Source organism: Mycobacterium sp. NPDC050041 (genome assembly GCF_049541695.1).
In the GTDB taxonomy this organism is placed as follows: domain Bacteria; phylum Actinomycetota; class Actinomycetes; order Mycobacteriales; family Mycobacteriaceae; genus Mycobacterium.
Genome location: NZ_JBMVDG010000004.1, coordinates 345,617 through 360,078, shown reverse-complemented (window position 1 = coordinate 360,078; position 14,462 = coordinate 345,617). Strand labels below are relative to the sequence as shown.

The 14,462-nt window shown below is 67.7% G+C and carries 14 protein-coding genes; 5 read left to right on the top strand and 9 right to left on the bottom strand.

The annotated features are described in order from the left end of the window. Positions 1–14: 14 nt before the first annotated feature. From ACPCHZ_RS16005 to iolC, 8 genes are read right to left on the bottom strand one after another with little or no spacing between them, the layout of a single operon-like run. Positions 15–1,520, bottom strand: a complete 1,506-nt coding sequence (locus ACPCHZ_RS16005) for a CoA-acylating methylmalonate-semialdehyde dehydrogenase (protein WP_423485625.1) — start codon at positions 1,518–1,520, stop codon at positions 15–17. Then, on the bottom strand, positions 1,517–2,398 hold the full coding sequence (locus ACPCHZ_RS16000) for a sugar phosphate isomerase/epimerase family protein (RefSeq protein ID WP_423485624.1): 882 nt from the start codon (positions 2,396–2,398) through the stop codon (positions 1,517–1,519). The genes ACPCHZ_RS16005 and ACPCHZ_RS16000 overlap by 4 nt, the downstream gene beginning before the upstream one ends. Position 2,399: 1 nt before the next feature. Then, complete coding sequence (locus ACPCHZ_RS15995) at positions 2,400–3,431, bottom strand: Gfo/Idh/MocA family protein (RefSeq protein WP_423485623.1); 1,032 nt, start codon at positions 3,429–3,431, stop codon at positions 2,400–2,402. A gap of 12 nt (positions 3,432–3,443) precedes the next feature. After that, complete coding sequence (locus tag ACPCHZ_RS15990) at positions 3,444–4,355, bottom strand: sugar phosphate isomerase/epimerase family protein (protein WP_364984784.1); 912 nt, start codon at positions 4,353–4,355, stop codon at positions 3,444–3,446. A 20-nt stretch (positions 4,356–4,375) separates the two neighbouring features. Continuing rightward, a complete protein-coding gene (gene iolD, locus ACPCHZ_RS15985) occupies positions 4,376–6,319 on the bottom strand; it encodes a 3D-(3,5/4)-trihydroxycyclohexane-1,2-dione acylhydrolase (decyclizing) (RefSeq protein WP_423485622.1) in 1,944 nt (647 codons plus the stop codon). A gap of 3 nt (positions 6,320–6,322) precedes the next feature. Next, positions 6,323–7,192: a 5-deoxy-glucuronate isomerase gene (iolB, locus tag ACPCHZ_RS15980; protein ID WP_423485621.1), complete on the bottom strand. Its 870-nt coding sequence runs from the start codon at positions 7,190–7,192 to the stop codon at positions 6,323–6,325. Positions 7,193–7,194: 2 nt separating this feature from the next. Continuing rightward, the gene (locus ACPCHZ_RS15975) at positions 7,195–8,067 is read right to left on the bottom strand and encodes a Cgl0159 family (beta/alpha)8-fold protein (protein ID WP_423485620.1); all 873 of its coding nucleotides are present in this window, start codon (positions 8,065–8,067) and stop codon (positions 7,195–7,197) included. Continuing rightward, entirely contained in the window at positions 8,060–9,031 is a 972-nt protein-coding gene (gene iolC, locus ACPCHZ_RS15970) for a 5-dehydro-2-deoxygluconokinase (protein WP_423485619.1), read from the bottom strand. The genes ACPCHZ_RS15975 and iolC overlap by 8 nt, the downstream gene beginning before the upstream one ends. 154 nt (positions 9,032–9,185) lie before the next feature. On the opposite strand from iolC, the gene ACPCHZ_RS15965 reads away from it, so the two are divergent. The 4 genes from ACPCHZ_RS15965 (at position 9,186) to ACPCHZ_RS15950 (ending at position 13,003) form a co-directional block, all read left to right on the top strand. Then, the gene (locus tag ACPCHZ_RS15965; protein WP_423485618.1) at positions 9,186–9,917 is read left to right on the top strand and encodes a GntR family transcriptional regulator; all 732 of its coding nucleotides are present in this window, start codon (positions 9,186–9,188) and stop codon (positions 9,915–9,917) included. 194 nt (positions 9,918–10,111) lie between these two features. Continuing rightward, positions 10,112–11,101 carry a substrate-binding domain-containing protein gene (locus ACPCHZ_RS15960; protein WP_423485617.1) on the top strand — a complete coding sequence of 330 codons (990 nt, stop codon included), beginning with the start codon at positions 10,112–10,114 and terminating at the stop codon, positions 11,099–11,101. A 17-nt stretch (positions 11,102–11,118) separates the two neighbouring features. Next, positions 11,119–12,177, top strand: coding sequence for an ABC transporter permease (locus tag ACPCHZ_RS15955; protein ID WP_364984800.1), 1,059 nt, complete (start codon positions 11,119–11,121; stop codon positions 12,175–12,177). A 4-nt stretch (positions 12,178–12,181) separates the two neighbouring features. Next, on the top strand, positions 12,182–13,003 hold the full coding sequence (locus tag ACPCHZ_RS15950; RefSeq protein WP_423485616.1) for an ATP-binding cassette domain-containing protein: 822 nt from the start codon (positions 12,182–12,184) through the stop codon (positions 13,001–13,003). Positions 13,004–13,079: 76 nt separating this feature from the next. Here the strand turns inward: ACPCHZ_RS15950 and ACPCHZ_RS15945 are convergent, their stop codons facing one another. Beyond that, positions 13,080–13,451 carry a MerR family transcriptional regulator gene (locus ACPCHZ_RS15945; protein WP_423485615.1) on the bottom strand — a complete coding sequence of 124 codons (372 nt, stop codon included), beginning with the start codon at positions 13,449–13,451 and terminating at the stop codon, positions 13,080–13,082. Positions 13,452–13,491: 40 nt separating this feature from the next. Between ACPCHZ_RS15945 and ACPCHZ_RS15940 the strand changes: the two genes are divergently transcribed. Beyond that, positions 13,492–14,376 carry a polysaccharide deacetylase family protein gene (locus ACPCHZ_RS15940; RefSeq protein ID WP_423485614.1) on the top strand — a complete coding sequence of 295 codons (885 nt, stop codon included), beginning with the start codon at positions 13,492–13,494 and terminating at the stop codon, positions 14,374–14,376. Positions 14,377–14,462 lie beyond the last annotated feature (86 nt).

Below are 14,462 nucleotides of genomic sequence, written 5' to 3'. Positions count from 1 at the left end.
TAGGAATCCACAAATCACTGATTCTGCGGGAAGCCCAGTTCGATGCCGCCGTGGCTGGGGTCGAGCCAGCGGCTGGTGATGGCCTTCTGGCGGGTGAAGAACTGCACGCCGTCCATGCCGTGGGCGTGGGAGTCGCCGAACAGCGAGGCCTTCCAGCCGCCGAAGCTGTAGTAGGCCATCGGCACCGGGATCGGCACGTTGATGCCGACCATGCCGACCTCGACCTCGTTCTGGAAGCGCCGCGCGGCGCCGCCGTCGTTGGTGAAGATCGCGGTGCCGTTGCCGTAGGGGTTGGTGTTGATGAGATCCAGGGCCTCGTCGTAGGACTCGACCCGCAGCACCGACAGCACGGGGCCGAAGATCTCGTCGGTGTAGACGCTCATCTCCGGGGTGACGTGATCGATCAGGGTGGGTCCGAGCCAGAATCCCGCTGAATCCCGCTCAGCGCCTGTCTCGCTCAGCACGGTGCGGCCGTCGACCACGATCTTGGCCCCATCGGCTTCGCCGGCGTCGATGTAGGACGCCACCTTGTCGCGGTGGACCTTGGTGACCAGCGGCCCCATGTCCGAATCCTTGGTGCCGTCGCCGATCTTCAACGGCGTGGTGCGCTCGGCGATCTTGGCGACGAGGTCGTCGGCGATGGGGCCGACGGCCACGCACGCGCTGATGGCCATGCACCGCTCACCTGCGGAGCCGAAGCCGGCGTTGACCATCGCGTCCGCGGCCAGGTCGAGATCGGCGTCGGGCAGGATCACGGCGTGGTTCTTGGCGCCGCCGAGGGCCTGCACCCGCTTGCCCGCGGCGGTGCCCGTCGAGTACACGTACTGCGCGATCGGGGTCGACCCGACGAAGGACACCGATTTCACCTTCGGGTTGGTGAGCAGTTCGTCGACGGCGGTCTTGTCGCCCTGCAGCACGTTGAACACCCCGTCGGGCAGACCGGCCTCGGCCCACAGGGCGGCGATCCACAGCGCCGCGGACGGGTCCTTCTCCGAGGGCTTGAGCACGACGGTGTTGCCCGTGGCGATGGCGATCGGGAAGAACCACATCGGCACCATGGCCGGGAAGTTGAACGGGCTGATGACGCCGACGACGCCGAGCGGCTGGCGGACAGAGTAGACGTCGACCTTGGTCGACGCGTTCTCGGTGAACCCACCCTTGAGCAGGTGCGGTATGCCGCAGGCGAATTCGACGACCTCCTGGCCGCGGCTGACCTCGCCGAGCGCGTCGGAGACCACCTTGCCGTGTTCGGCGGTGATGATCTCGGCGAGCTCACCCTTGCGGGTGTTGAGCAGCTCGCGGAAATTGAACAGGATCGCGGTGCGCTTGGCCAGGGAGGTGTCCCGCCACGCCGGGAACGCCGCTGCGGCGGCGTCGATCACGGCGCGGGCATCCTCGACGCCGGCCAGGGCGACCTCGCCGGTGACCTGACCGGTGGCCGGGTTGGTCACCGGTGCCGTCCCGGTGCCGGTGCCGGTGAACGGCGCGTTGTTCATCCAGTGGGTGATGGTGCTGCTCATGGTCGGGCTCCGTATTTCGAGACGTACTCGGTCATGGTCTTCAGTTGGTAGCGGGACACGTCGTGAGCGGTCTCGTCCTCGGCGAACACCGACGACACCATCACGGTGTCATCGCGATCGTAGAAGCCGAGTTCGGCGAGGCCGCCGAAGAATTCGTCCCAGTCGACGTCGCCGTCGCCGATCTTGAGGTGCTGGTGCACCCGGGCCGGGTTGCCCGGCGGGTTGGTGATGTAGCGCAAGCCGTGGCTGCGGTGGTGGTCCATGGTGTCAGCGACATGCACCAGGCGCAGCTTGTCACCGGCGGCCCGCATGATGGCGGACATGTCGCCGCCCATGTGGAAGGTGTGGCACGCGACGTAGACCATGCCGATGTTCGGCGAGTTCACGCCGCGGATGATGCGCACCGCCTCGAGGCCGTCCTCGACGAAATCGTCGGGGTGCGGGTCGATCCGGACGTCGATGCCCTCGCGCTCGAAGATCGGCACCAGTTCCTCCATCGACCGGAAGAACGCCCGCTCCGATTCCTCGGCTTTCTCGGGGCGCCCGGAGAACTCGGTGTTGATGACGTTCACCCCGAGGTCGACGGTGATCTGGACGACCCGCTTCCAGTTGCGTACCGCCGCTTCACGGGCATCCTCGTCGGGGCCCGACCACCGCAGCACCGGAAGCACCGATGCGATGCCGACGCCCGCGTCGGCGCACGCCTTGCGGAACTTGGCCACCAGGTCGTCGTCGGCGCGGGGGTGATTGAAGAACGGGATGAAGTCGCGGTGCGGGGTGAGTTGCAGGTGTTCGTAGCCGAGTTCGGCAACCAGAGCCGGGAACTCGAGCAGGTCGTGGTCGTGGTGGAACGGCGTGGGGTCGAGGGCGATCTTCACGTCAGGCTCCCCGTACCGACGCGCGGTCGACCATCGACACCTCGACGGGCAGACCGCTGTTCAGTGACTCCACGCCGGCCTCGCACACCGCGGCGGCGGCGTAACCGTCCCACGCGGTGGGGCCGTCGGTGAAGTCACCGGTGGTGGCCCCGGCCGCCACCGCGTCCACCCAGCGCTGGAACTCGGTGTCGTAGGCCTGGCCGAACCGCTCCCGGAATCCCGGTGTGATCTGCCCGCCCCATGTGCCGTCGCCGCGCTTGCGGACCAGTCCGACGTCCAGACCGATCATCGCGCTGCCCTTCTCGGCCACCACCTCGGTGCGCACCTCGTAGGCGACGCCGGTGGTGACGAACAGTTCGACGTCGACGTGCCTGCCCGACGCCGTCCGCATGATCGCGATCTGCGGATCGGCGAGTCCCTGTGGTGCACCGGGATTGGCGGCAGGTTTGATGATCTGGATCGAGGTGATCTCCTCGTCGAAGAGGAAACGGGTGACGTCGACCTCGTGCACCAGCGAGTCCCTGACCACCATCGCGCTGTCGAACGTGGGTGGCACGGCGGGGTTGCGGTGCGCGCAGTGCAGCACCAGCGCGCGGCCCAGCTCGCCCCCGTCCAGCAGCGCCTTCAGTTGGGCGTACTCGTGGTCGAATCGGCGCATGAAGCCGACCTGTATGAGCCGGCGACCGAGTTCGGCTTCGCGTTTGACGACACCGAGGGCGGTCTCCACGTCGGTGGTCAGCGGCTTCTCGCAGAGCACGGGCTTGCCGTGCTCGAGGCAGGCCAACAGCTGCTTCTCGTGGGTCGGGCCCGGGGTGGCGAGCACGACGGCGTCGACGTCGGGATCGGCGATGGCGTCGAGTGGGTCCACGACCGCGCGGCATCCGGGGATGGCCGCGGCGATCTGTTCGGCCTTCTCGGTGACGTAGTCGTTGACCACTGCCACCCGGGCTCCGGAGATCCGGGTGCTGAGGCGGGCGACGTGGTCGGCGCCCATGATGCCCACACCGAGAACGGCTACACGCAAGTCAGACATGGCTTTTACTTCCTACTTGAAGCGGATGGACGGGACGCCACACGAGCCCAGATACGACCGGGTGCGCTGGGCGATGGGCAGCGGGGCGTCGACCTCGCACGGGTACATGTCCTGCTCGACGATGGCGAAGACGTCGATGCCGAGCCGTTCGATCTCCGCGAGCAGCGGTGGCATCTCCGGGACGCCCAGCGGCGGTTCGATCATCGCGCCGAGCCTGACCGCCTCACCGAACGGGAGGTCCTCGGCTTCGACCTTCGCGACAACCGCGGGATCGACCTGTTTGAGGTGCAGGTAGCCGATCCGCTCGGGGGCCCGGCGGATGATGGCGATGTTGTCGCCACCGCAGTAGCTGATGTGTCCGGTGTCCAGGCACAGGTTCACGAACTCGCCGTCGGTGCCGTCGAGGAACCGGTAGACGTTCTCCTCGGTGTCGACGTGGCTGTCGGCATGCGGGTGGTATTGCGCACGCACACCGTACTTCTCGAACATCGCCCGGCCGAGTTCGTTCATGCCCCCGGTCTTCTTGCGCCACTGCTCGGCGGTGAGATTGCGGTCCTCCAGCACCTCACCGGTGGCGGGGTCGCGCCACATCTCGGGGATGACCACCACGTGCTTTCCGCCGACCGCGGCGGTCAGCTTGGCGACGTCCTCGACCTGTGACCACACCGCGGACCACGAATCCTCGCCATCTTGGTGCAGATGCTCGAACACCGTGCCTGCCGACAGCTTGAGATTGCGCTTGGCGAGTTCGTCGGCGAGCAGGGCGGGTTCGGTGGGCAGGTATCCGAACGGACCGAGTTCGATCCACTCGTAGCCCGACGCCGCGACCTCGTCGAGGAAGCGGGTGTAGGGCGTCTGCTGCGGGTCGGCGGGGAACCAGACTCCCCAGGAGTCGGGGGCGCTGCCGACGAGAATGGTGCTCACGGTGCTTTGTCCTTCGGTGCTCAGGAGGGGCGGAGGTGGGGCCGCTGAATCGTCTTCCAGTCGGCGTAGGTGCGGTAGGCGGCTTGCGTCGACTCGAGTGAGGAGACCTCACTCACCGGTACGTCCCACCAGGATTCGCTGTCCGGTGCGGGGATCATCGGGTCGGTCTCGACGTGGATGACCGTGGTGCGGTCGCCGGCCTTGGCCACCTTGACGGCGTCACCGAACTCGGCCGCGGTGCTGACCTTGATCACCTCGGCGCCGAGGCTGGCGGCGTTGGCGGCGAGGTCGACCGGCAACTTGTCGCCGTCGAGCCGGCCGTCGCGGCCACGGAAGCGGTAGGCGGTGCCGAACCGCTGGGAGCCGAGCGCCTCCGAGAGCGACCCGATGGAGGCGAAGCCGTGGTTCTGGACGAGCACGACGATCACCTTGATGCCCTCCTGCACGGCGGTCACCAGCTCGGTGGCCATCATCAGGTAGGAGCCGTCGCCGACCATGACGAACACGTCGCGGGTCTCGTCGGCCATCCGCACGCCCAGGCCGCCCGCGACCTCGTAGCCCATGCAGGAGTAGCCGTACTCGACGTGATAGCCCTTGGGATCCCGGACCCGCCACAGCTTGTGCAGATCGCCGGGCATCGACCCGGCGGCGCACACCACGACGTCGCGGGGGTCGCTGAGGGTATTGGCCAGCCCGATCACCTGGTTCTGGTTCAGGGCCACACCGTCTTCCACCGCGTACGCAACCGACACGGTGTCGTCCCATTCAGCGGCCAGGGCGGCGGCGCGGTCACGGTACTCGCCGCTCACCGTGTGGCCGTCGAGCACCGCGGCGAGCGCCTCGAGCGCCTCGCGGGCGTCGGCGACGACGCTGATGCCGCCCTGCTTGACCGAGTCGAGCGACGCCACGTTGATGTTGACGAACCGCACGTCGGGGTTGTTGAACGCAGTCCGTGACGCGGAGGTGAAATCGCTGTAGCGGGTACCGATCCCGATGACGACGTCGGCCTCGGTGGCCAGGGCGTTGGCCGCCGTGGTGCCGGTCGACCCGATCGCGCCCATGCACTGCGGGTGGTCGTAGGGCAGCGCACCCTTGCCGGCCTGGCTCATCCCGACCGGGATGTCGGTCTGCGCGCAGAACTGCGCGAGCGCTTCGGTGGCACCCGAGTAGACGACGCCGCCGCCGGCGACGATCAGCGGCGTGTGTGCAGAGCGGATGACCTCGGCGGCTCGCTCGATCACCGAGCGTTCGGGCAGCGGCCGCGCCACGTGCCAGGTGCGTTCGGCGAACAGTGATTCCGGCCAGTCGAACGCCTCGGCCTGCACGTCCTGCGGAATGGCGACGGTCGCCGCGCCGGTCTCGACGGGGTCGGTGAGCACCCGCATCGCGCCCAGCAGCGCGGCGGGTAACTGCTCGGGCCGCCACACCCGGTCGAAGTACCGCGACAGCGGTTTGAAGGCGTCGTTGACGGTGACGTCGCCGCTGGAGGGCAGTTCGAGTTCCTGCAGCACCGGAGCGCTGGCGCGGGTCGCGAACGTGTCGGCCGGCAGCAGCAGCACGGGCAGCCGGTTGATGGTGGCCAGCGCCGCACCGGTCAGCATGTTCGTGGCACCGGGGCCGACGCTCGCGGTGACCGCCCAGGTCTGCAGCCGGTCCTTCTGCCGCGCGTAGGCGACCGCGCTGTGCACCATGGCCTGCTCGTTGCGGCCGAGCACGTAGGGCAGCCGCGGCGCGGTACCGGCCTCGTGCGCGGTCACCTCGTCCTCGAGCAGCGCCTGGCCCAGCCCCGCGACATTGCCGTGGCCGAAGATGCCGAAGCAGCCGGCGAAGAACTTCGTGCGTTCGCCGTCACGCTCGACGTACTGGTTGCCCAGGAACCGGACGGTGGCCTGCGCCACCGTCAGTCGGACGGTCTGCTCGGTGTCGGGCGTCTTCTCGGCCCGCTTCGGTGCGGTGGAGACCACGGGTCACTGTCCTCTCGGGTCGTGCAGGGGAAGTCGGGGGTCGACGGCCTGGTCGTCCCAGGTGCCGCGCAGCCACGTGTGTTCGGGGTCGTCGACGATCTTCCAGGCGCGTTCCTGGCCCGGTCCGGCCATCACGTTCAGGTAGTACATGTGGTAGCCCGGCGCGGCGACCGACGGGCCGTGGTACCCGTGCGGCACCAGCACGATATCGCCGGCGCGGACCTCCTCGAGCACCTCGATCGGGCGATCCGGCGTGCCGTACACCCGGTGGTAGCCGAATCCGCGCGAACCGTCGGGCCCGGGGGCGATCTCGAAGTAGTAGATCTCCTCGAGTTCACTTTGGGTCGGCGTGTTCTCGTCATGCTTGTGGGCGGGATAGCTCGACCAGTTGCCGCCGGGGGTGATGACCTCGCAGGCGATCAGCGAGTCGGCCTCGAACACGTCCGCGGTGCCGAAATTGTGCACCTGTCGGCTGCAGTTGCCCGCACCGCGCAGTTCCACCGATACGTCCGCCGCTGCCACCCGCCTGTTCGGGAACGACCGGGTGGCCCGCGCTCCGCAGATCGCGAACCGGCCCGTGCCGGAGAGCACGTATGTCTGGTCGACGCCGAGATAGACCATGTCGGACGGACCGTCGAACACCGATGCGCGCGGCGCGAGTTCGAAGCTCTGGCCGCCGCATTCGACGGTGCCACCGCCTGCGAGGGGCAGGACCATCACCTCGGTGTCGCCGGTGCCGAGTTCAAGGTGCGCGACGTCGCCGAGTTCGACGATCTGCAGCGAGGACTCGGTCCAGCCCGCCGACTCCGGGGTCACGTCGACCGTGTAGGGCGGCGTCGCGCTGCGGGCCGGGATGTAGAGCTTGCTGTGCATCGTCACCTCACCATCGACACGGCGGTGGCGACGGCCGTACGGACGTCGTCGTCGGGGGGATACAGCAGGGTGCGGCCGACGATGAGGCCGCGCACCGCGGGCAAAGCGAGCGCCTTCTCCCAACTGGCGAACGCCTCGTCGGGATCGGTCGGATCGCCGCCGAGCAGCAGCGTCGGCATCGTCGTGGCCTCCATGACGCGGTCCATCTCGTCGACGACGGGGAGCTTCATCCAGGTGTAGGCCGAGGTGGAGCCGAGGCCCTGCGCGATGTGGATCGACTTGATCACCGCGTCGGGGGACAGGTCGTTGCGGACCTTGCCTGCGACCCGGGCCGACATGAACGGTTCCACCATGGCGATGAGCCCGTGCGCGGCCAGTTCGTCGACCGCCTGCGCGCAGGCCACCATGGTGGACACGGTGCCGGGGTCGTCGAGGTCGATGCGGCACAGCATCTTTCCGCCGTTCATCCGCGCCGCGGCGGTGGAGGCGGCGGTGGCGCCGGTCATGCGGTCGTCGAGCTCGAACACGGCGCCGGCCAGCCCGCCGCGGTTGAAGGACGAGAACACCACCTTGTCCTCCAGCGCGCCGAGCAGTACCAGATCATCGAGGATGTCGGCGGTGGCGAGCACGCCGTCGACACCGGGATCGGAGAGTGCGGCCCGCAGCCGGTCGAGCAGGTCGACGCGGCTGTTCATCGCCGTGACGCGCGATCCGACGGCGAGCGCGCCGCGCGCCGGGTGGTCGGCGGCCACGATCATCAGGCGGCCGTCGCCGCGGACGGTGGGGCGGGTGGCGCGGGCCGCCCATGCCCTGGCGACCGCGCCGGGATCGGCGGCCCGGATCTCGGTGACGTCGGCGTAGGTGAGGCTAGACATTGACGGCCTCCACGGCGGTCTGCTCTGCCAGCGCCGCCACCTCGGCCGTGGTGGGCATGGCGGTCGAGCACTCGAGGCGGGTCGCCACGATGGCACCTGCGGCATTGGCGTAGCGCAGCGTCTTCTCCAGCGGCCAGCCGTGCAGCAGGCCGTGAATGAGGCTGCCGCCGAACGCGTCTCCAGCGCCGAGGCCGTTCACGACGTCGACATCGTTGGGGGGCACGGTGACCGAGCTGTGGCGGGTCTTACCGAGCACACCGCGCGGGCCCTGCTTGACGATGGCGAGCTCGACGCCCAGGTCGAGCAGCGCATCGGCGGCCTTGCGCGGATTCGACTCACCGACCGCGATCTCGCACTCTTCGCGGTTCCCCACGGCGACCGTGACATGCGGCAGGGCGCGCTGCACCTGTTCGGTTGCGGCGGCGGGCGACTCCCAGAACATCGGCCGGTAGTCGAGGTCCAGGACAGTCAACGGGCTCCTGCCGCGAGCCGCCCAGGCCGCGAAATGCGCACCACGACTGGGCTCTTCGGACAGGCCGGTCACCGTCGACCAGTACAGCCGGGCGGCCCTGATCGCGTCGGCATCGAGCTCGTCGGCGCGGATCTGCAGGTCGGGAGCCGACGGCTTGCGGTAGAAGTACAGCGGGAAGTGGTCGGGCGGGAAGATCTCGCAGAACGTCACCGGCGTCGGGTATTCGTCGTGCACGGAGACGAACCGGTTGTCGACGCCCAGGCGCTCGAGCTCGGCCCGAACGAACCGGCCGAACGGATCCGCACCCGCCCCGGAGATCAGCGCGGTGCGGTTCCCGAGCCGGGCGGCAGCAACGGCGACGTTGGCTGCGCTGCCCCCGAGGAACTTGCCGAAGGTCTCGACGTCCTCCAGGCCGACGCCCGTCTGGAGGGGGTAGACGTCGACGCCGCTGCGCCCGATCGCGACGACGTCGAACGGTTCGGTGCTGGTCAATTCGGCTCCCAGGGATCGGGGGGCGGTCGGTTTCTACGACTGTGCCTCGCGTCACTCGGCTCTGTCAATAGTTTGTCCTGACATTCTAACTTTATGTCATGCCGATGTTAGGATTCAGCTACTCTTTTCTGGCAGGCCCGAGATCGGAGTGGACGTGCCCCTAGCCATCGAGCTCGACAGGTCCAGCCCTGTGCCGCTCTATTACCAACTCGCCCAGGCGATCGAGGCCGCCATCCGCGACGGCGAACTCGCGCCGGGGGACCGGTTCGAGAACGAACTCGCCCTTGCGAGTCGTCTCACGCTGTCCCGCCCGACGACCCGGCGGGCCATCCAGGAACTCGTCGACAAGGGCCTGCTGGTGCGCAAACGGGGCGTCGGCACCCAGGTGGTGCAGAACCCCGTTCATCGCCGGGTGGAGCTCACCAGCTTGTTCGACGACCTGGTCCGGGCCGGTCAGGAACCCACCACCGAACTGCTCGAGTACCACGCCGGCGTCGTCGACGAACAGATCGCCGCTGAGCTGAACCTCGCCAAGGATCACGAGGTCGTCACCATCCAACGGCTGCGGTGCGCCAACGGCGAACCGCTGGCGGTGATGACCAACTACCTGCCCGTCGAACTCGCGCCCGAGGCGGACCAGCTGGAGGCCAACGGGCTCTACCAGTCCCTGCGCGCTCGCGGCGTGCACATCCGGCTGGCCCGTCAGCGCATCGGCGCCAAGCCCGCCACCAGGGCCGAGGCCCGGCTGCTCGACGAGAAGGCCGGTGCCCCGCTGTTGACGATGTCCCGCACCGCCTTCGACGACTCGGGCAAGGCCGTCGAGTTCGGAGACCACTGCTACCGGGCCTCCCGCTACTACTTCGAGACGACGCTCGTCGACCGCTGACGCCGCGCTTCGGGCGACGACGTCGCTTCACGCTGGGCGCATGGAGCAGGTAGGCGCTCGCCGCCGTTTGACCTGCAGTCCTAATGTCAGGACAAACTATTGACATTCCGCTGTGAGCCGTATTACATCAACGGCGAGGCGTGTCGCCCGCCACTCGGGGGCGCCTCGGCGAACTGACAGCGAGGAGACAGACAATGGCGTTCAAGCGGCTCGCGGCGATCACGGGGGCGGGTGTGCTCGCGCTGGCCCTCGCGTCGTGTTCCTCCACTGGCGGACGACCCGATTCGGCCGGCGGCGGGGACGGCGGCGGCACCGTCGACACCCCGCGCAAGACCATCGCGATGATCACCCACGAGGTGCCCGGCGACTCGTTCTGGGACCTGATCCGCAAGGGCGCAGAGACCGCCGCCAAGAAGGACAACATCGAGCTGCGCTATTCAAACGACCCGGAGGCGCCGAACCAGGCGAACCTGGTGCAGAGCGCGATCGATAGTGGCGTCGACGGCATCGCCGTCACACTCGCCAAGCCGGACGCCATGGCGCCCGCCATCAAGGCCGCGATCGACAAGGGCATCCCGGTGGTGGCGTTCAACTCCGGCTTCGACAACTTCAAGCAGATGGGCATCCAGGAGTACTTCGGCCAGGACGAGAAGCTGGCCGGGATCGCCGCCGGCGAACGCCTGACCAAGGACGGCGCCAAGAAGGTCGTCTGCATCATCCAGGAGCAGGGCCAGGTCGCACTCGAGTCCCGTTGTGCGGGTGTGAAACAGGGCTTCAAGGGCCCGAGCGAGATCCTGAACGTCAACAGCAAGGACATGCCGTCCGTCGACGCCACGATCACCGCGAAGATGCAGCAGGATCCGTCGGTCGACACCTTCGTCGCACTCGGTGCGCCGATCGCTCTGACGGCAGTGCAGTCGAAAGCCAACGCGGGCAGCAACGCCAACATCGTCACCTTCGACACCAACGCCGCGCTGGTGGACTCGATCAGCCAGGGCGACGTGCAGTGGGCGGTGGACCAGCAGCCCTATCTGCAGGGCTATCTCGCCATCGACGGGCTGTGGCTCTTCCTGAACAACAAGAACCTCGTCGGCGGCGGTGAGCCGACGCTGACCGGCCCGTCCTTCATCGACAAGTCCAACATCGACGCCGTGGCCGAGCTGGCCAAGGCCGGCACTCGGTAGCGGCAGGAGCAGAAGACATGACCACGCAGGCAGATCTGGACATCGCCGACCACAAGGTCGTTCGCGACGAACGTGTCAAGGAGCGGAATCGGCTGCAGCGGTTGTTGATCCGTCCGGAGATGGGCGCCGGCATCGGCGCGATCGGCATCTTCGTGTTCTTTCTGGTCGTCGCGCCACCGTTCCGTGAGGCGGGATCGCTGGCGACGGTGCTCTACGCCAGCTCCACGATCGGCATCATGGCGTGTGGCGTCGCGGTGCTGATGATCGGCGGCGAGTTCGACCTGTCGGCAGGCGTGGCGGTGACCTTCAGTTCGCTCGCGGCGTCGATGCTGGCCTACAACCTGCACCTCAACCTGTGGGTCGGCGCGCTCCTCGCGCTGGTGCTCGCGCTGGTCGTCGGATTCTTCAACGGGTATCTGGTGATGAAGACGAAGATCCCCAGCTTCCTGATCACGTTGAGCACGTTCTTCATGCTCGCCGGCATCAACCTCGCGGTGACCAAACTGGTCGCCGGACAGGTGGCCACGCAGAGCGTCAGCGACATGCAGGGCTGGGACTCCGCGCAGAAGGTCTTCGCCTCGTCGTTCACCGTGTTCGGCGTCGGCATCCGGATCACCGTGGTCTGGTGGCTGGTGTTCACCGCGGTGGCCACCTACGTGCTGTTCAAGACGAAGATCGGCAACTGGATCTTCGCGGTGGGTGGTGACGCCGACAGTGCACGCGCCGTGGGTGTCCCGGTCACCAAGGTCAAGATCGGGCTGTTCATGTTCGTCGGGTTCTGCGCCTGGTTCGTGGGCATGCACCTGCTGTTCGCTTTCAACACCGTGCAGTCCGGTCAGGGCATCGGCAACGAGTTCTTCTACATCATCGCCGCGGTGATTGGCGGCTGCCTGCTCACCGGTGGCTACGGCACCGCGATCGGGGCTGCGATCGGTGCGTTCATCTTCGGCATGACGAACCAGGGCATCGTCTACGCGGGCTGGGACCCCGACTGGTTCAAGTTCTTCCTCGGCGCGATGCTGCTGTTCGCGGTGATCGCCAACAATGCCTTCCGCAACTACGCAGCGAAGAAGTGATCCGATGACCATCTCAGTCGAAAAGCCCGCTCACGACGTCCCTTCCGGTGGCCGGGTGCCGCTGGTCGAACTGCGCGACGTCGGAAAGTCCTACGGCAACATCACCGCGCTCAAGGGCATCTGCCTGAGGGTGCACGCCGGTGAGGTCACCGGCATCCTCGGTGACAACGGCGCGGGCAAGTCCACGCTGATCAAGATCATCGCCGGGCTGCACCAGCAGACCGACGGCGAACTCCTCGTCGACGGCGAGCCCACCCGCTTCGGGTCGCCCGCCGATGCGCTCGGCAAGGGCATCGCGACGGTCTACCAGAATCTCGCCGTCGTGCCGCTGATGCCGGTCTGGCGGAACTTCTTCCTGGGACAGGAGATTCGTAAATCGTCGTTCCCGTACTCGTTGGACGCCAACGCGATGCGGGCCACCACGCTCATCGAGCTGTCCAAGATGGGCATCGACCTGCCCGACGTCGATGTGCCGATCGGTTCACTGTCGGGCGGACAGAAGCAGTGTGTGGCGATCGCGCGCGCGGTGTTCTTCGGCGCCCGGGTGCTGATCCTGGACGAACCGACCGCGGCGCTGGGCGTCAAGCAGTCCGGAGTGGTGCTGAAGTACATTACCGCGGCCAAGGAGGCCGGCTTCGGCGTCGTGTTCATCACGCACAACCCGCATCACGCGCACATGGTCGGCGACCACTTCGTGCTCCTCAACAGGGGACGCCAGAAACTCGACTGCACCTACGACGACATCACCCTCGAGCACCTCACCCAGGAGATGGCAGGCGGCGACGAACTCGAGGCGCTGTCCCACGAGTTGCGCGGCGGCAAGTAGCGATTCGGGCGCGGGGGGGGGGGGGGGGGGGCGCCCCCCCCCCCCCCCCCCCCCCCCCCCCCCCGCCGAAATCACTTCATGCGGGCCGTGCGCAGCGGCGGAGTTCGGTGAGGTAGGCCGAGATCGCGTCGCGGTTACGGGTCAGGTGGTCGATCCGGTCGCCCATCCGGTCGCACTCGCGCTGCAGGACCGCGATGATCTCCGGAGACGCGTCGGCGAAATGGATGTCGCGCGGTGTCTTCAGGCAGGGCAGCACCTGTCTGATCACCCGGGTCGGCAGGCCGCCGTCGAGCAGGCTGCGGATCTGGGCGATCTGGTCGACGAACTCCTCGCTGTAGTCCCGGTAGCCGTTGGCCGCGCGCTGCGGGACCATCAGGCCCTGTTCCTCGTAGTAGCGCAGCAGCCTGGTGGAGACCCCGGTGCGTTGCGCCAGCTCACCGATCCGCATGTGACACACCTCACTACGTCGCCGATTGACCTTCACATCGATGTCAGGGTTCGACGATACCGCCGTGGACACCCAACTCATCACCTACACACCGATCACCGAACGCCCGGCCATCCGGTGGCCGGGCGGCGCCCGGGTGGCGTTCTACGTCGGGCTGAACGTCGAACACTTCGAGGTCGACCGTCCGTCGACCAGCATCCATCCCGACACCGCGGCGCTGACCCCCGATCCGCTGAACTACGGCTGGCGCGACTACGGATTGCGGGTCGGGATCTGGCGCCTGATCGACATCTTCGACCGGCATGGAATCCGGCCGAGCGTCCTGTTGAACTCCGATGTGGCGCAACGCTACCCGCAGGTGATCCGGGCCGGCCTCGACCGGGGGTGGGCGTGGCTGGCGCACGGCAGGAACAACTCCACGCTGCAGACCGACCTCGGCGACGACGAGCGGGACTACCTGCTCGACGTCCTCGACACCATCGAGAAGGCCACCGGCCGGCGCCCTTCCGGCTGGCTCGGACCCGCCCTCACCGAGACCTTCCGCACGCCGGAGCTGCTCGCCGAACTGGGCGTGCGCTACACGTTGGACTGGACGAACGACGACCAGCCTTACCCGTTGCGGATCCCCGGCCTGCACAGCGTGCCGTATTCGGTGGAACTGAACGACATCCCGCTGTTCGTCGGGAAGAGCCTCCCCGGTGCCCAGTTCGTCCAGATCGTGAGGGATCAGCTCGAACAACTCCACGCCGACGCCGAACACAGCGGCAGGGTGATGGCGCTGGCGCTGCACCCGTTCGTGACGGGCCAGCCGTTCCGGGCCAGATATCTCGACGAGGCACTGCGTCACGTCGTCAACCATCCCGACGTGTGGGTCACCACATCCGATGAGATCTCCGCCCACTACCTTGCGGGCCAGGGTGACTGACGTCTCGATTCGGCGACAATTCACCAGGTCGACACCCTGCGCTGGGGTGCGTCGGCGTGCCGAATCGCCGGAGATGGGCACAATGG